Below are 21,562 nucleotides of genomic sequence, written 5' to 3' on the forward strand. Positions count from 1 at the left end.
ATGCCGTATCGAGGGCTGAGCCGGCTTTCCGGACCAGCCCCGAAAAATGGCGGACCGTTCCTTTCGAAACGGACCGCCGGAACATAGCCAGTCAGACGGGTCAGTTTGTCGGGGTTATCACGACTTCCACCCGACGGTTTTGCGCCCTGCCGGAAACGGTCGCGTTCGAGGTGATCGGCTCGTAGTAGCCTCGCCCGGAATAGGTGATCCGGCTTGACGATACACCATCCCGTATCAGGATGCGCGCAACGGCCAGGGCGCGATCTTCGCTGAGTTGCTGATTATAGGCCGCGGACCCGACATTGTCGGTGTGGCCCACCACACGCACGGTCGAGTTTGGATGCGATTTCAACGAGCGGGCAACCTCGCGCAGCGAGGGCCGGAACCCGGCGGCCACGGTCGCAGACCCTGTCGCAAAGGTCACGCCTTCGGGCAGGATAACCCGCAACTGGCTGCCGGTGTTGGTAATGGTCGCGCCACTACCGGCCAGTTGCTGGTTCAGCTCACGCTCTTGCCGGGCCATGTTCGCGCCGATTGCGCCGCCGACAGCGGCACCGATAGCGCCACCGATCACGGTTGCTTTCGTGTCGTCGCCGATGGCGTTGCCGATGGCCGCCCCCGTCGCTCCACCGATAACAGCGCCCGTTACCGGGCGGTTCGGCGCGCCGTCGTTGTAGGTGCAGCCAGTCAACGCAACGACTGCCGCAACTGTCAGAAATCCGGTTTTAATTTTCATGATACTTGTCCTTTTTGCATCCCTTACTGGGATGCCGTGATGCAAAGTCGAAAAAATGTGGAACTTGAGTCTTTATCGCCGAAAGCGCCGATTGCGGCACTAACCTTGATCAGCCGACAGGGATGAATGCGTTTGTGCAAACATGGTCCCAAGGGGGTAATCGGCCGGGCATATGACCGAAGCCGCCTGCGCGCCATTCCTTGATGGTCAACCATCAAGGAATGGCGTCTTGCAAAGCGATTGCCAAGGGCGGGCCGGTAGCAAAAGGCTTACAACCGCCCGCCCCCAGGTCAGTAAGGATCAGTTGCGCTGCAACAAGGTCGTGATGCGGCGCACGGCCACGCGTCGATTAACGCGTTCGGCCTGTTGCGTCGGGATCTTGAGGTAACGTTCGCCATAGCCCTGAACGATCATGTTCTGGGTTGGAACGCCGAAATATTCGTTAAAGGCAAGCGCAACCGATTCCGCCCGTCGGTCGGACAGAAGCAGGTTGTAGCCCGCGCCCCCCACCGCGTCTGTGTGACCCTCGACAAGAAACAGTTCGGTCGGGTCTTCAGCGATCAATTCCCGCATCAACAAACCCATCTGCCGAAGCCGTTCGGCCTGAGACGGTTGAAGCGCGGCAGAGTTCGTGGCGAAAGTGACAGCCTGTAGATTGATAACAGGCGCAAGTTGGCGGACTTCGGAATATTCCCGCACTTGGCGCAGGCTGAAACTGCGTCCGATGTCGTTCCTTTCGGCGGCAATCAGCGCCTGGCGCAGCGTTGCGGCGTCGGACGCTTCACGATAGTCGAACGCATCCTCGGCGGGGCGCGGCAATTGGCGCACGACCACGGGCTCATAGCTGCGGGTGTCGTCGATCAACAGATACTCACGCCCATCCGGGGCTATGCTTAGTCGGCGCAGCGCGCGGCCCGTTGAATCGCGAATGGTGACGATCTTTGTGCCATCTTCGCGTGTGACAGTGGTGCGGGTCGAGCCGTCGTTGAACCGTTCGGTGCGCACCTCCGAGCCGGGCTGGCGAAGCAACGCATCGTCATCCTTCAACACCTGGTACGAGCCGTCGTCATCTTGCACGATCACCCGGTCGCCGGTGTTGGTTTCCACCCTCTGACCGTTGGACAGGATTGCCCCGACCGCAACGGCCCCAAGGACGAAAAGCCCGGCCTTTTCAAGGTCGCTCATCCCCGAGTCAGTTTGCGCTGTTGCGCCAACCTCGGCATCCGCGTCGCCCGACGCCGCGCGTTCCGCCTGCTCTTCCGGGGTCCATTCGCTGAACTCCTCGCTGCTGGAGCGGTGCGTGCTTTCCGTGACGGTCTCGGTGACAACTTCACCCTGGGTTTCGGTGTCGGCATCGGCCGCCACCGCGGCAATGGAGCCTGGTGTCAGGTCATCGAGGCAGCGGATTGTTCCGTCGGGATTCAAGACCTGGGCCAGGCAGTCTTGCGCGTTGGACGTGGCCAGGGGCTGCGCGGTTTCTGGGTCTGCGGCGTCTTCTTGGCTTAGATCGGCGGTCACAAGTGCCTCGGCCTTCTCTGCGGCCGCGGCGTCTGCCTCGGCCTCGGACTGAGCGTCGACCTGCGCCTTCGCAGCAGCGTTGGCGTCGGCGCGCGCCTTGTCGTCTGCCACTTGCGCAGCAGCGTCAGCGTCGGCCTGCGTCTTGACGTCAGCATCGATCTCGGCGTTCTCGGCAACCTTGGCTGCGGCCTCGGTCTCTCTTGTTAGCGTTTCAACGGTCTCAGCAGCCACCCTGGCCCGCGCGGTCGCGACATCCGCCATACCCTTCAGCCTTGTGGCCTCGATCCTGGCTGCCCCCATTTCCGTGGGCTTGGCAACATCGGCTGACTTTTCAGCAGCCTCGGCTTTGGCAACGGCTTTTTCGGCCCTGTCAGCCGCAAGTTCGGCCTTGCCCTCGGCCACTAGCAGACGCTCGCGAAGCAAGATTTCGCAAGCGCGTGCATCTGAAATCATGGCCTCGTCGCAGATTTCTTGGAACGAGCGGACAGTCGACCGATCATTGGCACGATTATTGGCGCGATCATTTTTCGCACGATCATTTTTCGCACGGTCACCGATGTTGGCAGGATCGCCACGCTCGCCCGGGTTCGAAATTACACGATTGTTGCCGTTGCCGGGGTCTGACCGGACCTGAGCCATGGCCGTAGCCGGTTGCATAAGCGACAGCACGGTAAGAATTGCCGTGGTTGTCTTGAGTGATCTGGATGTCATTACTTGACCCCTTTCAAGAATTGCGATTCCGCAGGGAACACCTGTGGTCGACATGGAGTGCGATGCCCGAACAACTGGCCCGGATACGGCGCGTGGATTTGATCGGGCTTCAACTGAACAGCGTACGGCAGAGGGCGCCGGGCCAAGTCTTGTATTGAACTCGGCTTCTTTCGTGGCAGCGCGCGCCTATTGCGCGGCGGCGCTCTGCTTCAAGGCGTCGCCCTTCGGTGGGCAGGCTCATCCGCGCGCTCGTCGCGCAGTTGAAAAACGCGGCGCCAAAGCTTGGGTGAACACATCTTACTTAGCCGATGTCAGCGCCCGCGGCACTGACGCAGGTTAGTTTTGCCGCGCAAGGCAGGCCGCGCGATGAAACGCGTCAACACGCTAACCCCGATCAGTGCGATGACTCCGGATTTGCGGCAGAAAAGCCCCATGTCGCCAGCCTGGGTGACGCCATGACCGGAGAGCCAAGATGAAAGGTTACGTTGCGGATATCGAAACGCTGACCGATGAGAACACAGACTTCCGGCACGTTCTCTACTCTGGCACAAAGCTGCAGCTGGTTGTGATGTCGATCACGCCGGGGCAGGAGATCGGAGGCGAAATCCACGCCAATACCGATCAGTTCTTTCGCGTCGAGGCCGGCAAGGGGCGTATCGTGATCGACGGCACCTGCCACAAGATAAAGGCCGGTGATGGCATCGTGGTTCCGGCGGGCACGCATCACAACGTGATCTGCACCGGCCATGACACGCTCAAGCTATACACGATTTATGGCCCGCCCCATCACCGCGATCAGCTTGTGCAGGCAACAGGGGCCGACGCGGTTGCATCAGACCAGGCGTTTGACGGAAAGGCCAGCGAACGCGCCGCAAAGGCGGTTCAGGTCTAGTTGAGAATGGCCCACACCACCCCATTCCACGAAACATGGCGGCAACGCATACCGAATTCGAAATCACCCGAAATACATGGAGACCAACATGGTACATGACAGCAAGACCGCCAAAACGGCATCGGCCACCGACGACATCGAAGCGATCAGCCAGCAATTGACCGCGCTGCGCGAGGAAATGACAAAGCTTGGAGAAACCGTCAGCGGGATAGCCGGACGGCGTGGCAGCAACCTGGCCACCGACATCGCAGAAGGGTTCGACGAGGCCAGGCATTATGCCGAACGCAAGGGCCGCTCTGCAGAAGACCAATTGGAGGCGTCCGTGGCAGCCCACCCTTTCGTGACAATCGGCCTTGCGGTGGCGACGGGATTTCTGGTTGGCACGCTGTCGCGCCGCTGATGAGCAGCGTCGGTGACTTGGCGCAAGGCCTTGGCCGTGTAGCCCGCAACCAGGCCCGGCAGGCCGTGATCCCGCTTATTCTGGGTCTGGCCTGTTTGCTGGCCGGCGCCGCTGGCCTCGGGTTCTTGACGGTTTGGGCGTATCTCGTTCTCAGCGTTGCGTTGGGGCCCGAAACGGCATGCCTCCTGATTGGCCTCGGGTTTCTGTCTCTTGCGGGTGCTTTGCTGCTCTTCGCGCGGCGGCAGCCATCCAAGCGTGACGCGCCAGATCCGCCCGCTGCCCAGGCAGAGGTGCCTGCAAGTGACCCACCCGATGCCGCATCGCTCGTAGCCTTCACCGCAGCGTTTGTTCTCGCCCGTGCCATCGCGGACAAGAATGGCTGACGATCCCGACCTTGCCCCAATTCGGTGATCGCCGATGAGACGCCGCGCCACGATCAGGCATCGCGGCGTCCCTTGGTGATGCGACGGGCTTTTCCTGCCGCATCACTACCTATGTCGCGTCTTGCAAACCGCGCTTCCGGCGGAGCTGGCTCAGATCACCCGCGCGGCGCGCTCCGCGATCATGATGGTTGTCGCGTTTGTATTTCCTGAAATCATTTCAGGAAAGAGTGAGGCATCCGCAACATAAAGGCCATCCACCCCGTTCACTTGAAAGGTCGACGAATTCACGACTGCAGCCTCGTCAGTGCCCATCCGGCAGGTGCCGGCCGCGTGATATAGGGTTGTGCAGTGGCCCCGGACATAAGTTTCGATCTCTTGCTCGGTCTGGCAGTCGCTGCTGGGCTGCATTTCGCCGTCCAGACGGTCAGCCAAAGGTTCGGAATTCGCGATCTCGCGCTGGATGCGCACGGCGCGCACAAGCGTTGCAAGATCCTCACCGGTCGGGTCCGAGGAAAAGTAGGCGGGATCAATATCCGGCGCCTCGAAAGGGGACGAGGAACGCAATTTTATGCGGCCCTTGCTGTTGGGCCGCTGGAGAACCGAGTGTAGCGTCATCCCGGGCTTGACCGACATGAAACGCCCATAATCACGGTGCGGACTCACCGCCCCATAAAGTTGGAGATCGGGTTCTATCCCCTCGCGCGAGCGGATATGCGCTCCGGCCGAAACCCACGGAACCGCACGCGGCCCATCACCTGTCGTTTCCCACTCGGCCAAGCTTTTCGTCAGGAACTCGGCATCCCAAGCGCCAACACCAACGGCGTCCTTGGTGTAGAACGAGATCGGAATGTTGATATGGTCACTGAGATTGCCACCAACCTCGGCAGAATGGTGGACAACCTCCAGGTCAAGCGCCCGCAGGTGGTCGGCCGGGCCGACGCCTGACAGCATCAAAATCTGCGGCGTGCCAATTGCGCCGGCAGTCAGCACGACCTTTTCACCCTCGGCGAAATGCGTGTCACCTTGGGCGAAATAGCGGATGCCGTTGGCCCGCGTACCGTCGAAGGACACACCCATCACGGTGGCGCCGCGTATGATCTTAAGGTTCGGCCGATCCTGGATGGGCTTCAAGTAAGCCGAATATGTGCCATGCCGCTCACCGTCGCGGATGGTGAACTGGTAAAAACCAAAACCTTCCTGATCCGCCCCGTTGAAGTCATCATTGCGCTTGTATCCTGCGGCGATACCTGCCTCGACATAGTCGCGTTCATGGTCATGCACGTAGGTTGGGTTTTGCACATGAAGCGGGCCGTTTGTGCCATGGTAGGGGGTATTGCCGTACTCGCGGTTATGCTCGCAGGCCACAAAGTCGGGCATGACCGACTCCCAGTCCCAGCCTTCGCAGCCTTTGGCAGCCCAGCCATCGAAATCCGAAGGCAGACCGCGAATATAGATCATTGCATTCATCGAGCCGGAACCGCCCATCATCTTGCCGCGGGGCCAGAAAATACGCCGCCCCAGGCACCCTTCCTGGGCAACGGTGTAATAGCCCCAGTCGGCCGCCGTGTTGAACAGCGTGACCCAGTCTGACGGCACCCTGGAGTTGATAGGCGGCTCACCCCCGGCCTCGACCAGGAGAACATTCCGGTTGGGGTCTTCCGTCAACCGTGCCGCGAGTACGCAACCAGCAGATCCCGCTCCGACAATGATCGTGTCATACATTTTTCAGCCTTCCTTTCTAGATCTGGTCCAAAGCCGCCCGAACAAGGTCTCGATGAGCCCCATGAGACCGCCCGGCATCAAGACCACAACCAACACCAAGCTCAGCCCGATCAGTGTATTGCGGATGTCTCCGACACTCTTGCCCACTTCCAGCAACATCATCATTAGCGCGGCCCCCAGAACGGGCCCCCAGGTCGTACGCAGCCCACCGACAATCACCATTGAAAGCACGAAGAGCAGCGTCGAAAAATCGAACAAGCTGGGCCCTGCCGAGCGGAAGTGGATAGCTTGTACCGCACCGATAAAGCCGGTGAAAAAAGCGGTGACAACGAAAGCGATCAGCCGGTAGCGAACACGATTGAGGCCGCGCGCCGCAGCATAGGCGGTACTGTCGTCCAGCGCGCGAAAGGCCAGCCCGAGACGGCCATGTATGATCACCAGAGCTGCTGAAATCGAGATCGCGAACGCGCCCAGCACTACGTAGTAGTTGCCCAGGATCCAGTTGCCGCGCAGCAGCGGCCGGAATCCGAAATCCTCAATCCGGGAAAACCCCGTCGTGCCGCCGAACAACCGTTGGCACCGTCCACCCTCGTTGCTGATGCATCCGCTCTCGGTGATGATAAGGGTGTAGACCATGTACGCCACAGCCAAGGTCAGCAGCGCAACATACGCCGTGCTGAGACGAAGACAGGCCAAGCCGATGAAAAAGGCCACCGCAGCCGCGACCGCCCCGCCAATCGGCATGCCGACCCATGGGCTGACATCATAGTAATGGCTCAGCATGGCCATCGCGTAGGCACCGCAGGCAAAGAACAGCATCTGCCCAAGAGAAAATACGCCTGCATAGCCGGTCAACACGTTCCAGTGCATTGCCACGACCGCCCAGATCATGAATACGACCACTTCACCCAAAAGATAACGTTCGGTGATGAGCGCCGGCAGGACCGCAAGTGACAGCACCAAAAGCGCGGCAATTGCGAAATGTTTTCCGAGGGTGTTCATGATCGTCACTTCCTCTCTACAACGGTGTGCCCGAACAGGCCCGCCGGACGAAAGATGATCACCACCACAACGAGGCCCAACATGAACGGGAAGCCATACTGAACACCCAGGGTGTACTGTATCGCGACCTCGAAGAGACCCAGCAGGATGGCAGCTATCCCGGCTCCGCCGACGCTGCCCAGCCCTGCGAAAACGCAGATAACAAAAGCGCGAAGCAGCGGGTTGGTGCCCATCGCAGGGCTGAGTGTCGTCTGCGCAGAAATCAGCACGCCCGCCGCCGCGGCCAGGCCCCCTGCGATCAGAAGCACGTGCAGAAAGGTGCGATCGGCGTTCACCCCCATCAGCATAGCGGCCTCACGGTCCATGGCGGTGGCGCGAATGGCCCGTCCGAAGCGCGTGCGCAAAAGAACCCATGCGGTGGCGGAAATCAGAACAAAGGCAACCGCGAACGTCACCAAGTTCTGCGCCGTTACAGTGACCTCGCCGATACGTAGCGATCCGGCCAACTGAACTGGCTGACGGAAAGGATAGGCCCCGAACTGCTTGAGGATCAGATCCTCTAGCAGAATGGCGACGCCGGCCGTGACAACGATGACATTGATCTCGAATCGCGGTGTATCGAGCATGTACCGCACCACGAGAAGGTGCAGCAGACCGCCCGTTACCATGCCCACGAGCAACGCGAAGGCAAAGCCGACGAACAACGGCAGGCCCAGAATCGAGGCAGCCACGTAGGCACTGTAAGCCCCTATCGTCATCAGCACACCGTGGGCCATGTTGAACATGCCCATCGTGCCATAGGTCAGCGACAAGCCTATCGCGGCCAGCGCGTAGGTCGATCCCAGCGTCAATCCGCCGACGATAATCTGAAACACCGCGTCCATGGTCATGCCCCCAAGTAGACTTGCTGCGCGACATCGGATTGCCAAAAGCCGCTCATGTCGCCTTTCCAGGCAATACGCCCACTGTCCATCAACAAGACCGAGCGAGCCACCGACTCGATGCGCTTTGGCGATTCCTCTACAACAAAGATCGACATGCCTTCGCCGGCCATCGTCTCGATCGCCTCGTAGACTTGTTCGATCAGCAGTGGCGACAGGCCCAAAGATGGTTCGTCGATCATCATGAGCGCACCGCCGGCCATTATTCCGCGTCCCAGACCGACCATGCGCCGCTCGCCTCCGGACAAGCTGCTGGCACTCTGGCTGCGCCGCTCCTTGAGCCGTGGGAAAAGATCGTAGACATGCGCAAGCAAGTCATCCACGGGTTCGTTTCTTCTGTAGGCGCCCATGAGAAGGTTTTCCTGAACGCTCATTCCGGTGAAAAGCCGGTCTCCCTGAGGCACGAGCGTCAAACCGGCAAGCGCGCGGTCCGAGGCCCTGCGCGGAAGCGGCCGGCCAGCGAACTCAAGCGTCTCGCTCCGAGCGCGGACAAGTCCTGCCAACGCTTTCAAGAGAGTGGATTTGCCGTGCCCGTTCGGCCCGACAAGTGCCGTGACGTGGCCGGCTTCCAGCGTGATATCCACGTCGAAGAGAACGCGAATACGCCCGTATCCGGCAAACAGGCCCTTGGCCTCAAGCAGGCTCATGTGCGTCCTCCGTGACGGGTGTTTCGCCCAGGTAAAGCTTGCGGATGGTCTCGTCGCGGATCATGTCGCCCGGCGCGCCGTCGAAGATAAGCCCGCCTTGATCCATGATAACCGCCCGATCCGCGACAGTGGTAAGAAACCGCATCACGTGCTCGATGAAAACAATCGTCACGCCTGATGCCCGTACTCGATCGATCAATTGTATGAACTCGTCGATTTCAGGCGGCGTCAGCCCACCTACCGGCTCATCGAGCATCAGCATGCGAGGGTTGCCCACGGTGGCGGTTGCGACCATCAGCGTCTTTCGCTGCAGAGCAGATATTTCAGCGACAGGCTGCATGGCGATATCGGCCAGTCCATAGCCGTCGAGAGATGCCATGGCGCGCTCGCGATCGCGGCGCCGCAATATCAGGCCGCGCCTTGCGGTGGCCACACCCAACGCTTGCGCGACAAGCATGTTTTCCAAAACGCTCAAGCGCGGGAAACCGTCGACAACCTGAAATGTGCGGGCAAGTCCAAGTTGGAACAACTGCTGCGAGTTCATGCCATTGATGACCCGGCCGTCGAAGGTTATCTCGCCCGAGCTTGCCGGTGTGACGCCGGAAATGAGGTCGAACAGTGTCGTCTTGCCTGCACCGTTCGGCCCACCCACACCAACGGCCTCACCGGCGCGGATGTCCAGATCAACGCCATCTACCGCGTGGAGGGCCCCGTACGTTCGACGGAGCCCCCGAGCGCTGAGGATGAAATCAGAAGCCATCCTCATTTCACGCCTATGCCTTCATCCAGCGCGGCAGCTCGAACGGCGCCTTGTCGTAGGGCGACGGTGCGATGATCACGCCATCCTGGGCGGAATCCTTAATCTGGCTGAAGATATGCGGCAGCCCGAGCGAAGGGTCGTCGGTTTGGCTGGGATAGGAATAGGCCGACTGCGTCTGCGGGTTGAAGCGGATCGTTCCCATCGGGCTACGGAAAATCAAGCCCTGCAGCCGCTCCACGATGGCGCGGTTTTGCATTTCTTCATAGGGTTCCCCCACGCCACCGGCAAGCGACGCGGCCATCGCGTAGGCATAAAGCGCCGAATAGGTCTGGCCACCGGCATTGGGCGAGGCCGTTTCGCCAAAGCGTTCTTTATAACCCTCGGCGAAGATCATGCCGATTTCGTCCTGCAACGCACCGATCACTGTCGCGTAGAGCACCCCCTCGGATGCGTCACCCGTGATTTCACGAAACGCCGCGAGCGACGCGCCATATTGCATGTAGATCAAGCTGTTGGTCGGGTTTTCCATGAATTGCAGCATGAATTGCGCCTGGTCCTGCGTGAACAGGTGCGTCATGGCGATCATACCGGGTTCGTCGGCGCGGATCTTTGCCAGCGTGGGCCCCCATTCCGAGATCGGTGCCTGCACCGTTTCGTATAAGGAGACCTCGTAACCGTAATCGGCCGCCCGATCGCGGATCGCCTCGGCAATGTTGATCGAATAGGCGATTGGGCCTGTGATGATCGCGATCTTCCGGTTGGGCGGGGTGAACTGGCCCGACTCTTCCAGATTGCGCAGGAAGTCGAGATACCCGATACCGTACATTGCTTCGGACGGATCATACATCCAGGAGCCCCAGAATGTCTCGGGCTCGGATTGAACAAGCGCTTCATGCGCGATCACCGTATCTGCATGAAGGTAGGGAATCATCGCGTCGGCAGCCACCTGGGGCAAGGCCGAGTTCGAACCGAAGTTGTAACCCGAGATAAGTACCGCAGCATTTTCCCGGTCGACAAGCCGCCGGCCCGCACTGCTGATCACGTCATCACCCTGGCTTTCTGTATCTCCGAAGGCGAGTTGAATGGGCCGGCCAAGAATGCCGCCCATGGCGTTGATCTCGTCCGCGGCCATCTCGAGCCCACGACGAAATTCTATGCCGTCGGCTGCAGCCGCACCCGTCAGAGGAAGGGGCGCGCCCACGACCACGGGATCGGACGACTGTGCCGCGGCCTGGCTATTCATACCGGCAAGCATCGCCGCGCCGGATCCGCCTGCCGCGGCGGATCTTAGGAATCCGCGACGCGAAAGTACCGAATTTCTGGATTGCTTGGTCTTCATTGCAAAATCTCCCTGTTTCATAGCGTTACACAAGTTCCGCGAGGTCCGAATGGTGACCTTTGACCTGTTGTATCAGGTCTTTTTGATGGGCCGTGATGGCCTGTCCCCCGTACATGAGAATGTGGCTTTCAAATGGGTCCTGCAGGCCGCTGTCCTGCCCACTCATCGCCTCCATCACCGCGAGGCCACAATAGGGCACGTATCCTTCCGAGTAGCCGCCTTCGTGCGTCATGACGATACGCCCACCGGAATGCCGATCCGCGACATCCATCAAGCGCCTTGTCATGTAGCGATAATCCGACGAGCTCAGCATCATGTGCCCAAGCGGGTCCATCGCTGCCGCGTCAAAGCCCGAGGCCACGAGAATCATCTCGGGCTGGAATGCCTCGAGCTTGGGCAAAACCAGTTCCTCGAAGGCTGCGCGATATGCGCCCGATCCAGACCCCGGCGGCAAGGGTATGTTCAGGTTCGCCCCTACTCCACCATCGTTTCCGATTTCCTCCACCTTCCCGCGATCGGTAGGAAAGAGGTTATCCTGATGCAGCGAAACCGTAAGCACGTCGGCATTGTCATAAAACGCCGTCTCGGCCCCGTTTCCGTGATGGACGTCCCAATCGACGACGGCGATCCTGCGGATGCCATGAACCTGCTGGGCATGAAGAACACCCAGCACGCCGTTGGCGAACAGGCAAAAGCCGTGGGCCGTTTCACGGTCCGCATGGTGCCCCGGCGGACGGCACAAAACATAGGCGTTGTCGAATTCGCCCGAAACCACGCCATCTATGGCGTCCAGCACGCCCCCGACGGCCAGCATGGCGATGTCAAAGCTTGCCCGTCCTACTGGCGTCTTGTTGCCAGCGATCCCGCCACCTGTCAGGCACAGTGCCTCGATGCGGTCAACATGGGCCGCGCTGTGAAAGCGCAGCAAAGCATCGCGATTGGCCGGGCCGGGTTTCAAGTGAACAAGTGAATCTTCAAGCTGCGAAACCGCGATAAGGTTGCGCATCCTTCGTTTTGTTTCCTCGTTTTCCACATGCTTACCCGGCTGCACCGAAAGCCCTGGTTCGGTGAGCATGTTGAAACGCTGGGTATCGTGCCACATGAAAAGTTCGGAGTAGACGAGCGCAGTTTTCTTGGTAGGCAGCATGTCACCCGGTCTCCTTCGCATCCAAGTTGAGATGACCGTAGCAAGGGTTTTGAATTATCAAAAATAATATTTGTTAAATTCAAATATTCGTCATACTTATGATTAATGAGCCACGACATTTACGACAGATTGGACAGGCTTGACCTCAACCTTCTCAAGGTTTTCGTCGCTATCGTGCAGGCACAGGGCATTTCAAACGCAAGCAAGATCATTCACCTCACCCAGCCGGCGGTCAGTCAGTCATTGAAGAAACTTGAGGCGGAGCTCGGGGTCAGGCTTGTCGAGCGTTCGCCGCGAACCTTCCGGGTCACGCAAGCGGGTCGGAACACGTATGACATGGCCTTGGTAATCATGCGCGAAGTCGCCAGATTGAAGAGCGTGGCGACCATGTCTGGCGAAGAGGAAGTTACGGGCCATGTTCGCCTACTGCTCGCCAGTCGTGTTGAATCTGCCCAGTTAGACGATCTGATCGCGCGGTTCTTGACCGACAATCCATCGGCTACGCTTTCCATCGACGTGCTGCCAAGCCTGGAGATCCAGCGCCTGGTAAGGCAGGGGCAAGCAACGGCCGGCGTCTGCCTCATGCGCGCGAATGCCCGCGGCTTCCGCAGCCGACTGCTTGTCGCGCAGGTGTACGGGCCGTTTTGCGGCCCACCGCATCCACTGTACGGAAAGAAAGGGCTAACGCCCGAAGACCTGCATGACGCGGAGATCATCACCTTTGGCAGCGACCAAATGGGCGCAGTTCTATCGCCCTTGACGATCTTCAGAGAGCGCGAAAACCTCCAAGGCCGTGTGGTGGCGACATCCAACAATATTGATGAGATCGTCAGGCTGGCCAGGCTCGGCCTCGGCATCGCGTTGTTGCCAACACATTTCGTGGAACGCTACGTCCGCTCGGGAGAACTATGGCCGCTACTGCCGGATTGCGCGATCGGTCCGCTTGATCTTTATGCAATTTGGTCTTCGGACAAATCACGGACAAGTGCCGAAAAGGTATTCACCGAAAACCTTTCAGCCCTGCCCGAACCGTGCACTAATTCATAGAGGCCCCGACAAGTCGACCTCAACATGCCGCGCAATGACATGCGTCACGTTCAAATCACTGCAAATAGTGCAAAACCCTGCCGAACGCGGTCATTCAGCAGGCACGGTGAACAGTCTACCAGTCCCGGCCATGGTCACAGGCAGCGCAAAAAACTGCTGCTTTCGGGACAATCGGACCATGCTTGATGCTTGTCCACGCGACCACTTTGTTCGCTGAATCAAAAGTGACGATATAGACGATGGGCCACCCCATCTGCTCGGCCAAGTGTTACGGGTCTTCGGTCTGAACGGGCGGTGCATCCGGGCAAAGCGCCCCGACGTTGCAACCCCGACCCGATGCCATCCTGCCCCATGTTGTCGCAAGGACCGCTCAATAGGCGCATCTTGTAGATGAAACGAGGGAGGATGAGACGATGAACCGGAACGAAACAGGCCCCGGAATGGGGTTTGGTTGGCTCTTTGCTTTGCTGCTTAACGTGCAGCCTGTTTCGGTCGCAACAGCGCTGATCAAGACATCTTTGGAAATGAGAAAAAGGACTTTACCATGACCTACACAATCAATCGCTTGATCTCCGGCGCCGGTATCGACGATATCGATGCTCGTGCGCGCAAGGCGCTGGGCGACCACGGCTTTGGCGTTCTGACCGAGATCGACGTTACCGCGACGATGAAGAAGAAGCTCGATGTCGAGATGCCGGCCTATCGCATCCTCGGCGCCTGCAACCCGAAGATGGCGCACCAGGCCATCGGGATCGAACCGCGCGTGGGCGCGATGCTGCCCTGCAACGTGATCCTGCGCGAGGTGGACGGCGGCGTGGAGGTCAGCGCCATAGACCCGGTGGCCTCGATGCAGGCGATCGAGAACGCAGACCTGACGGCGGTGGCAGGCGATGTGCGCGACCTCATGGCAAAGGCCGTAGACGCTATCTGAGTTGAGCCAGCGCGCCGCCATCCTCGCGGCGCTTGCCATCCTCGGGGCCGGCTGCACGCTATCTGGCAGTTCGCGCCTTCGGTGTTCACCGCGGCAAGCGGTTTGATGAATCGCGCAGGCATCAAGAAGCTGTTTGCGTGCGCGCCCTCCTAGTGTTCACGATGCGGAGCGGTCGCGATATGGTGGCCTTCAGTGCAACCCGATGCCGCGCACTCCCGGTGAGGGAAGCCGGTCAGCGGTACGGTTTATTATTGGTCTCCGTTCCGCTCGATAGCGATGGAAACAGTGCTCGCAGTTTTGGCGGGGTTGCGGTTCAGGCCATTGGAAAGGCGGGGAGAATTCCGACCGAACCGAAATCGGCGCGGTTCGCCCGACCAGAGACAAGAGGCCATTCAGAGACGGAAATCGCTCCGCGCCGCCGTCTTAGCGGTTCGCACCCATACGGCAAACCCCTTTGAAAACAGGAGAAATTCCGCCTCGGACGGGCGGCATGAACAGGTTCGATAGGGTGATGGTGGCGGAGGAGGTGGGATTCGAACCCACGGTACGCTTTCACGCACGCCGGTTTTCAAGACCGGTGCATTCGACCACTCTGCCACTCCTCCGCAGTTGGTGCGACTTTCGGAGGTATGAGTCCGAAACGCATCATAGTTCAAGGGGAATTTCGCCTAGCCCTAGCGAGAGACTTTCCTTGACGGCCGGTTAACGCTATTCTTGCACACAACGGCGCATATTGATCGCGTCGCGAGGCATGCAACGACCGGGAAAACCCGGCAATCGCGCGGCAGCCCGCGCAGAGGGCAGAGGGCAAGACATGAACATCTGGGCGATGGGCACAGCACCCGTGAAGCACATGACGAGACTGGCCACGGGGGGCGCAATGGTTTTGGCGCTGACAGCCTGCGGCGACGTCGGTAATTTCAACCCGTTCAAGGCCAAGGCGCAGGACGGCGAAGCCGAGGTTTCGGCAGCGGCCCGCACCGTCAAGCTGATCGAGCGCGACGTCGAGGCCCCCGAAGTGTTCCAGGTAACCGAGCCCGGCCTGTGGGATGGCCGCCCGTCGCTGGGCGGTGTCTGGGTTGCGCACCCGGATGTGGATGAGCCCGAGCGGGTGATCATTCGCAACACCAAGAACGACAAGTTCGTCATCGGTGCCCTTTTCCGGCGCGAACGTGAAAACCCGGGCCCGGCGGTGCAGGTGTCATCCGACGCGGCCGCCGCGCTTGAAATGCTGGCCGGCCAGCCCATGCAATTGAACATCACCGCTCTGCGCCGCGAAGAGGTGCCCGCCGATGGCCCCGAGGCAGAGGAAGACGATGCCGCGCAGCTTGACGCGCCGGCCCAGGTCGCGGCCAGCGAACTGGCCCCCGCTGACGCGGAAACCGACCCGATCGCCGCGGCCAGTGCCGCGCTTGACGCGGCCGAGGCCGAGCCGGCGGTTGCAAGCGCCAGTGCCGAACCGACGCCGCAGCCCGCCTCGGCCCCCGCGCCCAGGCCGCGGGCAGGCGGGCTTGACAAGCCCTATCTTCAGATCGGCATCTTCAGCGTCGAGACCAACGCCAGCAACACCGCCCAGGCGATGCGCACATCGGGCATGGTACCGACAGTGAAAAAACAGACATCGAAGGGCAAGACTTTCTGGCGGGTGCTTGTCGGTCCCGCAACAAGCGCCTCGGAACGCGCGGCCTTGCTCAAGAAGATCAAGGCCAAGGGGTTCGAGGACGCCTATGCCGTAACCAACTGACCGGACATACTGAAAGGACATCGCTGCCATGATCGTCTGCGCCAAACGCGTTATTGCCCCGCTTCTGGCGACACTGTTGCTGGTCCTGCCGGCGCAGGCCTTTGACACGCGGGCCTCGGCTGCCTTCGTGCTGGACATGAATACCGGCACGATCCTGCTGTCGAAAAACGCCGACGAGCAGCTGCCGCCGGCGTCGATGTCCAAGCTGATGACGCTTTACATGGCGTTCGAGGCGATCCGCGAGGGCCGGCTGCGCCTGGACGAGGAATTGGCCGTATCCAGCCACGCCATGAGCTATGGCGGATCGACCATGTTCCTCGACACCACCGACCGGGTCAGTGTCGAGGACCTGTTGCGCGGCATCATCGTGCTGTCGGGCAACGATGCCTGCGCGGTGCTCGCCGAAACGCTCAGCCCCGATGGCACCGAGGCTGGTTTTGCCCGCCTGATGACGCAGCGCGCGCAGCAGATGGGCATGACGAACTCGACCTTCAAGAACTCGAACGGATGGCCCGAAGAGGGCCACGTGATGAGCATGCGTGACCTGGCGCTGCTGGCCCGCCGCATCATCGAGGATTTCCCCGATTTCTACCCGATGTTCGCGGAAGAGGAATTTGCCTTCGACGGGCGCGCGCCGCAAAACGTGCGTAACCGCAACCCGCTGCTGGGGCTGGGAATCGGCGCCGACGGGTTGAAAACCGGCCACACGCAAGAGGCCGGCTATGGCTTGGTTGGCTCGGCCAGGCAAGGGGATCGCCGGGTGATTTTCGTGGTCTCCGGGCTGCCCAGCCAGCACGCCCGCGCCGAGGAAAGCCAGGCCATCGTCAACTGGGCCTTTCGCCAGTTTGCCGAACGCCGGCTGGCGAAAGAAGGCCAGGTAATCGCCGAAGCCGATGTCTGGATGGGCGCCGAACCCAGGGTTGGCCTTGTCCCGGCCAAGGAACTGACCGCGCTGGTGCCGGTGCTGATGGCCGACGAGGTCAAGGCCGAGGTGGTTTATACCGGCCCCATCCGCGCGCCCATCGAAAAGGGCCAGGAACTGGCTGAACTGATCCTTGCCCCCGAGGGCCTGCCCGAAACGCGCGTGCCCCTGGTGGCCGACCGCGCGATAGAACGCGGCGGCTTCGTGTCTCGCGTAACCACCGCCTCGACCGTGCTGCTGCGCAGGCTGAACGAAGGCCCCGAGGGTGGATTTTGACCGTCACCGCCCCCGCGCCCGCGCGTTTTGTCAGTTTCGAAGGCATCGACGGCTCGGGCAAATCCACACAGGCAAGACGGCTGGCCGACAGCTTGCGCGAAAAAGGGTTTGACGTTGTCCTGACGCGCGAGCCCGGCGGCAGCCCCGGCGCCGAGGAAATCCGCAGCCTGGTGCTGGAGGGCGCGCCCGACCGCTGGTCGGCGGAAACCGAGATATTGCTGTTTACCGCGGCGCGGCGCGACCACCTCGAACGCACGATCCGCCCCGCGCTGGCGGCGGGCAAGATCGTCATCTGCGACCGCTTTGCCGACAGCACGCGCATGTATCAGGGCCTGCGCGGCGCGGGTCTGCGCGCCCAGGTGGACGCGCTGCACAACCTGATGATCGGGGTCGAGCCCGACCTGACCGTGCTGGTCGACATGGACCCTGAAACCGGCCTGTCCCGCGCGCTGGGGCGCAATGGCGGCGAAGAGCGTTTCGAAACATTCGGCGCCGCGTTGCAGGCCGACATGCGGGCGGGTTTTCTCGACCTGGCACGGGAATATCCGTCGCGGATCGTCAAGGTAGACGGCGCACAGCCCATCGACGCGGTTGCAGCCACGGTGCTGGCCATCGTAGAACCACGCCTGAGATGAGCGAGACAGACACCCCCGAACCAGACCGCATAGATGGCGCCCCGCATCCACGCGAAACGCCGCGCGTCATCGGGCAGGACGCGGCGCAGGCGGGCTTCCTGGAAAGCTACAATTCAGGACGCCTGCACCACGGCTGGCTGCTGACGGGGCCGCGCGGCGTGGGCAAGGCAACGCTGGCCTGGGCCATCGCGCGGTTCCTGCTTGCCACCCCGCCGGCAGAAGAGGACGGGCTGTTCGGGGCGCCGCCACCGCCCGCCAGCCTGGATATCGACCCCGAGCACCCGGTTGCGCGGCGCCTGTTGGCCCGGTCCGAGGCGGGGATGTTTCACATCACCCGCAGCGTGAACGAGAAAACCAAGCGCCTGCGCGACCAGATCGTGGCCGATGACGTGCGCAGCCTGGCCCGGTTCATGTCGCTTTCGGCGGCTGACGGGGGGCGGCGCGTCGTGATCATCGACGCGGCGGATGAAATGAACGTGCAGGCCGCCAACTCTTTGCTGAAAATGCTCGAGGAACCGCCCGCGCGCACCACGCTTCTGCTGGTCAGTCACCAACCCTCGCGCCTGTTGCCGACGATCCGCTCGCGCTGCCGCGAACTGCGCCTTTCCACGCTCGCGCCCGATGACATGGCCGCCGCGCTGGCCCAGGCCGGTGTGGCCGCGCCCGAAGATGGCGCGGCGCTGGCCGAACTCAGCAGCGGGTCGGTTGGCGAGGCGGTGCGCCTGATCAACCTTGACGGGCTCACGCTTTATTCCCAGCTCGTGGCGCTTTACGATACCCTGCCCCGGCTTGATCGGGCCCGCGCGCTGAAATTGGCCGAGGCCGCCGCCGCGCGTGGGGCCGAGGCGCGGCTGGATCTGCTGTTTCACCTTCAGGACTTGTTTCTGGCGCGGCTTGCGCGCACCGGCGCCACCGGCCATCCGCCGGCCGTCGAGGCCGCCCCGGGCGAGGCCGCGTTGCTGGCGCGCTTGTCGCCCACGCCCGCCCATGCACGCGCCTGGGCCGAGCAGGCACAGGCGATCAGCGCCCGCATTGGCCATGCGCGGGCGGTCAACCTTGACCCGGTCGCCCTTGTCCTAGATACGGTTTTCAAGATCCAGAAAACCGCCGCTTAAGGCGCGAAGGACACCATGACAGAGACGCCGCAGATCACCGACAGCCATTGCCACCTGGATTTTCCCGACTTCGCCGAGGAACTGCCGCAGGTGATCGACCGGGCCATCGACGCGGGCGTGACCCGCATGGTCACCATCTGCACCAAACTGCGCAACGAACCCCAGGTGCGCGCGATTGCCGAGGCATATGACCCGGTCTTCTACGCCGCCGGCACCCACCCGATGAGCGCCGCGGACGAGCCGATGGCCAGCGTTGACGAACTGGTCGACCTGGCACAGCACCCGAAATTCGTCGGCATCGGGGAAAGCGGCCTGGATTATCACTATACCGCCGACTCGGCCGAGGTGCAGAAACAATCGCTGCGCATCCATATACATGCCGCGCAGGAGACCGGGCTGCCGCTGATCATCCACGCCCGTGCAGCCGATGACGACATGGCCGCGATCCTGGCCGAGGGGTATCGCGCCAAGCCCTATGCCTGCGTCATGCACTGCTTCTCGTCCGGGGCCGAACTGGCGCGCGCGGCGCTGGACCTTGGGTTTTACCTGTCGATGTCGGGCATCGGCACCTTCCCCAAATCCACCGAACTGCGCGAGATTTTCGCGGCTGCCCCCGTCGACCGGGTCCTGGTGGAAACCGACGCACCCTACCTTGCGCCAAAGCCCCATCGCGGCAAGCGCAACGAACCTGCCTTTACCGCGCATACCGCCCAGGTCGCGGCCGAGCTTTACGGGCTGGATTATGCCGCCTTCGCCGCGCAGACCCAGGCCAACTTCGACCGGCTGTTCCGGAAAGCCGCCCGTTGGAGGGCCGCCGCCTGATGCCCGAGTTGCGTTTTACCATCCTGGGCTGCGGCTCGTCCGGCGGTGTGCCGCGCCTTGGCGGGCACTGGGGCGATTGCGACCCGGACAATCCCCGCAACCGGCGCCGCCGCTGCTCGATGCTGGTCGAGCGCGAAACCGAGGCCGGCATAACCCGCGTGCTGATCGACACCTCGCCCGACATGCGCAGCCAATTGCTTGACGCCGGGATAGGCGCGCTTGACGGCGTGATCTGGACGCACAGCCACGCCGACCACGTGCACGGGCTCGATGACCTGCGCATGATCGTGTTCAACATGCGCCGCCGCCTGCCCGTCTGGGCGGATGGTGACACGCAAAACGACCTTTATTCGCGCTTCGGCTATGCCTTCATGCAACCCGATGACAGCCCCTATCCCCCGATCCTCGACATGCACACGATCAATGGCGATGTCACGATCGACGGCGCGGGGGGGTCGATCACCCTGACGCCCTTCAAGGTTGGCCACGGCGCGATCGACGCGCTGGGGTTCCGCATCGGCGGGCTGGCCTACCTGCCCGACGTTGCCGAGATCTACGACGACGCGTGGCCGGTGCTTCAGGGTCTTGACTGCTGGGTGCTCGACGCGTTGCGCCGCACACCGCACCCAACCCATTCGCATCTCGACCAGTCGCTTGACTGGATCGCGCAAGTCGCCCCAAGGCGCGCAGTGCTGACCAACATGCATATCGACCTGGATTACCAGACAGTCGCGGATGAAACTCCCGACCATGTCACGCCCGCCTATGACGGGATGGTTATCCGCTACTCGGTATGACGTCTTGCGCGTGACCGATCCTTTCTCCTGCCAGACAGGCGCCCGCCGGTGTCCCTCCGGCGTCGCCTTTGCCGGGATGGCCCGGTAATGCAGGCGCTGCTCGATATCATCCTGCCCGTCTTCGCGTTGATCGGCTTTGGCTACGTCGCTGTCTGGCGCGGTCTGTTCCGCGAAAGCGCGGTTGACGGGTTGATGGTGTTCACCCAGAATTTCGCGATCCCCGCGCTGCTTTTCCGCGCCATCTCGACACTCGACCTGGGCCAGAATTTCGACCTGTCCCTGTTGGTCAGCTTTTACGCGGGTTCCAGCACGGGTTTTTTTGTCGGGCTGCTGGGGGGGCGATATCTTTTCAAGCGCGACTGGGAAGACGCGGTTGCCATCGGGTTTACCTGCCTGTTCGCCAACTCCCTGATGCTGGGGCTGGCCATGACCGAGCGCGCCTATGGCGCCGATGCGCTGCAAGCCAACTATGCCATTGTCGCGGTCCATTCGCCCTTTTGCTATGGCCTTGGCATCACCGCGATGGAAATCGCCCGGGCCCGCGGCACCCCTGCCCGCGCGGTGCCCGGCAAGGTATTGCGTGCCATGTTCCGCAACGCGCTGGTCATCGGCATCATGCTGGGCTTCGCCGTCAACCTGACCGGCGCGACCGTGCCAGGCATGATCGAGGGAGCCGTAGATATGCTGGTGCGCGCGGCCATTCCCTGCGCATTGTTCGGCATGGGGGGCGTGCTGTATCGCTATCGCCCCGATGGCGATTTCCGCATCATCGCCTATGTCTGCGTCGTGTCGCTGTTGCTGCACCCTTCGATTACCTGGACGCTGGGCACGCTGAACAAGCTTTCGGTGGACGCCATGCGCTCGGCGGTGCTGACGGCGGCAATGGCGCCAGGCATCAACGCCTACGTGTTTGCCAACATGTATGGCCGGGCGCAGCGGGTGGCGGCCTCGTCGGTGCTGATTGCCACCGCGCTGTCTATCGGCACGATCTGGGGCTGGTTACACCTGCTGCCCTGAGCGGGGCCGGTTGATCACATTTCTGCCGGTCTACCTTAATCCGCATGGTCCTTGGCGG

21 protein-coding genes and 1 tRNA gene are annotated in these 21,562 nt (G+C 61.7%); 12 read left to right on the forward strand and 10 right to left on the reverse strand.

The features are described from left to right. Positions 1 to 100: 100 nt before the first annotated feature. Together M8744_RS06020 and M8744_RS06025 are read right to left on the reverse strand one after the other, a co-directional pair. The gene (locus tag M8744_RS06020; RefSeq protein ID WP_251410977.1) at positions 101 to 736 is read right to left on the reverse strand and encodes a YiaD family glycine zipper/OmpA-like lipoprotein; all 636 of its coding nucleotides are present in this window, start codon (positions 734 to 736) and stop codon (positions 101 to 103) included. A 300-nt stretch (positions 737 to 1,036) separates the two neighbouring features. After that, positions 1,037 to 2,965 (reverse strand): OmpA family protein, encoded by a 1,929-nt coding sequence (locus M8744_RS06025; protein WP_251410980.1) that lies wholly within the window; start codon positions 2,963 to 2,965, stop codon positions 1,037 to 1,039. Between the two features lie 472 nt (positions 2,966 to 3,437). On the opposite strand from M8744_RS06025, the gene M8744_RS06030 reads away from it, so the two are divergent. The 3 genes from M8744_RS06030 (at position 3,438) to M8744_RS06040 (ending at position 4,640) form a co-directional block, all read left to right on the forward strand. Further along, positions 3,438 to 3,857: a cupin domain-containing protein gene (locus M8744_RS06030; protein ID WP_251410983.1), complete on the forward strand. Its 420-nt coding sequence runs from the start codon at positions 3,438 to 3,440 to the stop codon at positions 3,855 to 3,857. 88 nt (positions 3,858 to 3,945) lie between these two features. After that, positions 3,946 to 4,257, forward strand: a complete 312-nt coding sequence (locus tag M8744_RS06035) for a hypothetical protein (protein WP_251410986.1) — start codon at positions 3,946 to 3,948, stop codon at positions 4,255 to 4,257. Next, positions 4,257 to 4,640, forward strand: coding sequence for a hypothetical protein (locus tag M8744_RS06040; protein WP_251410988.1), 384 nt, complete (start codon positions 4,257 to 4,259; stop codon positions 4,638 to 4,640). The genes M8744_RS06035 and M8744_RS06040 overlap by 1 nt, the downstream gene beginning before the upstream one ends. 150 nt (positions 4,641 to 4,790) lie before the next feature. Here M8744_RS06040 and M8744_RS06045 read toward each other — a convergent pair whose 3' ends face one another. The 7 genes from M8744_RS06045 to M8744_RS06075 form a co-directional block, all read right to left on the reverse strand. Next, positions 4,791 to 6,362: a GMC family oxidoreductase gene (locus M8744_RS06045; protein WP_251410991.1), complete on the reverse strand. Its 1,572-nt coding sequence runs from the start codon at positions 6,360 to 6,362 to the stop codon at positions 4,791 to 4,793. A gap of 3 nt (positions 6,363 to 6,365) precedes the next feature. Then, entirely contained in the window at positions 6,366 to 7,364 is a 999-nt protein-coding gene (locus tag M8744_RS06050; protein ID WP_251410994.1) for a branched-chain amino acid ABC transporter permease, read from the reverse strand. A 5-nt stretch (positions 7,365 to 7,369) separates the two neighbouring features. After that, the gene (locus M8744_RS06055) at positions 7,370 to 8,254 is read right to left on the reverse strand and encodes a branched-chain amino acid ABC transporter permease (RefSeq protein WP_251410996.1); all 885 of its coding nucleotides are present in this window, start codon (positions 8,252 to 8,254) and stop codon (positions 7,370 to 7,372) included. Then, complete coding sequence (locus M8744_RS06060; RefSeq protein ID WP_251410999.1) at positions 8,251 to 8,952, reverse strand: ABC transporter ATP-binding protein; 702 nt, start codon at positions 8,950 to 8,952, stop codon at positions 8,251 to 8,253. Before M8744_RS06060 ends, M8744_RS06055 begins: the two co-directional genes overlap by 4 nt. Continuing rightward, positions 8,939 to 9,712: an ABC transporter ATP-binding protein gene (locus tag M8744_RS06065; protein ID WP_251411002.1), complete on the reverse strand. Its 774-nt coding sequence runs from the start codon at positions 9,710 to 9,712 to the stop codon at positions 8,939 to 8,941. Before M8744_RS06065 ends, M8744_RS06060 begins: the two co-directional genes overlap by 14 nt. A gap of 13 nt (positions 9,713 to 9,725) precedes the next feature. After that, positions 9,726 to 10,967: an ABC transporter substrate-binding protein gene (locus M8744_RS06070; RefSeq protein WP_251411005.1), complete on the reverse strand. Its 1,242-nt coding sequence runs from the start codon at positions 10,965 to 10,967 to the stop codon at positions 9,726 to 9,728. A 109-nt stretch (positions 10,968 to 11,076) separates the two neighbouring features. Continuing rightward, a complete protein-coding gene (locus M8744_RS06075) occupies positions 11,077 to 12,198 on the reverse strand; it encodes a class II histone deacetylase (RefSeq protein ID WP_251411008.1) in 1,122 nt (373 codons plus the stop codon). 105 nt (positions 12,199 to 12,303) lie between these two features. Between M8744_RS06075 and M8744_RS06080 the strand changes: the two genes are divergently transcribed. Both M8744_RS06080 and M8744_RS06085 read left to right on the forward strand, forming a co-directional pair. After that, on the forward strand, positions 12,304 to 13,245 hold the full coding sequence (locus tag M8744_RS06080) for a LysR family transcriptional regulator (RefSeq protein ID WP_251411011.1): 942 nt from the start codon (positions 12,304 to 12,306) through the stop codon (positions 13,243 to 13,245). Positions 13,246 to 13,789: 544 nt separating this feature from the next. After that, positions 13,790 to 14,176: a DUF302 domain-containing protein gene (locus M8744_RS06085; protein WP_251411014.1), complete on the forward strand. Its 387-nt coding sequence runs from the start codon at positions 13,790 to 13,792 to the stop codon at positions 14,174 to 14,176. A gap of 515 nt (positions 14,177 to 14,691) precedes the next feature. Here the strand turns inward: M8744_RS06085 and M8744_RS06090 are convergent. Beyond that, positions 14,692 to 14,781 (reverse strand) — tRNA-Ser (locus M8744_RS06090). Between the two features lie 224 nt (positions 14,782 to 15,005). Here M8744_RS06090 and M8744_RS06095 point away from each other — a divergent pair. From M8744_RS06095 to M8744_RS06125, 7 genes are all read left to right on the forward strand, one after another. Then, the gene (locus M8744_RS06095; RefSeq protein WP_434481350.1) at positions 15,006 to 15,920 is read left to right on the forward strand and encodes an SPOR domain-containing protein; all 915 of its coding nucleotides are present in this window, start codon (positions 15,006 to 15,008) and stop codon (positions 15,918 to 15,920) included. A 28-nt stretch (positions 15,921 to 15,948) separates the two neighbouring features. Further along, positions 15,949 to 17,118: a D-alanyl-D-alanine carboxypeptidase family protein gene (locus M8744_RS06100; RefSeq protein ID WP_251411019.1), complete on the forward strand. Its 1,170-nt coding sequence runs from the start codon at positions 15,949 to 15,951 to the stop codon at positions 17,116 to 17,118. Beyond that, complete coding sequence (gene tmk / locus M8744_RS06105; protein WP_251411022.1) at positions 17,115 to 17,753, forward strand: dTMP kinase; 639 nt, start codon at positions 17,115 to 17,117, stop codon at positions 17,751 to 17,753. The genes M8744_RS06100 and tmk overlap by 4 nt, the downstream gene beginning before the upstream one ends. Next, positions 17,750 to 18,868, forward strand: coding sequence for a DNA polymerase III subunit delta' (locus M8744_RS06110; RefSeq protein ID WP_251411025.1), 1,119 nt, complete (start codon positions 17,750 to 17,752; stop codon positions 18,866 to 18,868). Before tmk ends, M8744_RS06110 begins: the two co-directional genes overlap by 4 nt. Positions 18,869 to 18,883: 15 nt before the next feature. Beyond that, a complete protein-coding gene (locus tag M8744_RS06115; RefSeq protein WP_251411027.1) occupies positions 18,884 to 19,690 on the forward strand; it encodes a TatD family hydrolase in 807 nt (268 codons plus the stop codon). Next, positions 19,690 to 20,487 (forward strand): MBL fold metallo-hydrolase, encoded by a 798-nt coding sequence (locus tag M8744_RS06120; protein WP_251411030.1) that lies wholly within the window; start codon positions 19,690 to 19,692, stop codon positions 20,485 to 20,487. Before M8744_RS06115 ends, M8744_RS06120 begins: the two co-directional genes overlap by 1 nt. Positions 20,488 to 20,574: 87 nt before the next feature. Further along, the gene (locus tag M8744_RS06125) at positions 20,575 to 21,504 is read left to right on the forward strand and encodes an AEC family transporter (protein ID WP_251411033.1); all 930 of its coding nucleotides are present in this window, start codon (positions 20,575 to 20,577) and stop codon (positions 21,502 to 21,504) included. The last annotated feature ends 58 nt before the right edge of the window (positions 21,505 to 21,562 follow it).

The sequence above is a fragment of the Lutimaribacter degradans genome (genome assembly GCF_023703375.1).
Classification (GTDB): domain Bacteria; phylum Pseudomonadota; class Alphaproteobacteria; order Rhodobacterales; family Rhodobacteraceae; genus Lutimaribacter; species Lutimaribacter degradans.

Bases quoted from the DNA above. Each gene is read 5' to 3' on its own strand.
- M8744_RS06100 (WP_251411019.1), top strand. From the start codon at position 15,949: ATGATCGTCTGCGCCAAACGCGTTATTGCCCCGCTTCTGGCGACACTG.
- M8744_RS06070 (WP_251411005.1), bottom strand. From the start codon at position 10,967: ATGCTTGCCGGTATGAATAGCCAGGCCGCGGCACAGTCGTCCGATCCC.
- M8744_RS06030 (WP_251410983.1), top strand. From the start codon at position 3,438: ATGAAAGGTTACGTTGCGGATATCGAAACGCTGACCGATGAGAACACA.
- M8744_RS06065 (WP_251411002.1), bottom strand. From the start codon at position 9,712: ATGGCTTCTGATTTCATCCTCAGCGCTCGGGGGCTCCGTCGAACGTAC.
- M8744_RS06045 (WP_251410991.1), bottom strand. From the start codon at position 6,362: ATGTATGACACGATCATTGTCGGAGCGGGATCTGCTGGTTGCGTACTC.
- M8744_RS06120 (WP_251411030.1), top strand. From the start codon at position 19,690: ATGCCCGAGTTGCGTTTTACCATCCTGGGCTGCGGCTCGTCCGGCGGT.
- M8744_RS06075 (WP_251411008.1), bottom strand. From the start codon at position 12,198: ATGCTGCCTACCAAGAAAACTGCGCTCGTCTACTCCGAACTTTTCATG.
- M8744_RS06060 (WP_251410999.1), bottom strand. From the start codon at position 8,952: ATGAGCCTGCTTGAGGCCAAGGGCCTGTTTGCCGGATACGGGCGTATT.
- M8744_RS06040 (WP_251410988.1), top strand. From the start codon at position 4,257: ATGAGCAGCGTCGGTGACTTGGCGCAAGGCCTTGGCCGTGTAGCCCGC.
- M8744_RS06110 (WP_251411025.1), top strand. From the start codon at position 17,750: ATGAGCGAGACAGACACCCCCGAACCAGACCGCATAGATGGCGCCCCG.
- M8744_RS06095 (WP_434481350.1), top strand. From the start codon at position 15,006: ATGGGCACAGCACCCGTGAAGCACATGACGAGACTGGCCACGGGGGGC.
- M8744_RS06080 (WP_251411011.1), top strand. From the start codon at position 12,304: ATGAGCCACGACATTTACGACAGATTGGACAGGCTTGACCTCAACCTT.
- M8744_RS06055 (WP_251410996.1), bottom strand. From the start codon at position 8,254: ATGACCATGGACGCGGTGTTTCAGATTATCGTCGGCGGATTGACGCTG.
- M8744_RS06085 (WP_251411014.1), top strand. From the start codon at position 13,790: ATGACCTACACAATCAATCGCTTGATCTCCGGCGCCGGTATCGACGAT.
- M8744_RS06025 (WP_251410980.1), bottom strand. From the start codon at position 2,965: ATGACATCCAGATCACTCAAGACAACCACGGCAATTCTTACCGTGCTG.
- M8744_RS06050 (WP_251410994.1), bottom strand. From the start codon at position 7,364: ATGAACACCCTCGGAAAACATTTCGCAATTGCCGCGCTTTTGGTGCTG.
- M8744_RS06115 (WP_251411027.1), top strand. From the start codon at position 18,884: ATGACAGAGACGCCGCAGATCACCGACAGCCATTGCCACCTGGATTTT.
- M8744_RS06020 (WP_251410977.1), bottom strand. From the start codon at position 736: ATGAAAATTAAAACCGGATTTCTGACAGTTGCGGCAGTCGTTGCGTTG.
- M8744_RS06035 (WP_251410986.1), top strand. From the start codon at position 3,946: ATGGTACATGACAGCAAGACCGCCAAAACGGCATCGGCCACCGACGAC.
- M8744_RS06125 (WP_251411033.1), top strand. From the start codon at position 20,575: ATGCAGGCGCTGCTCGATATCATCCTGCCCGTCTTCGCGTTGATCGGC.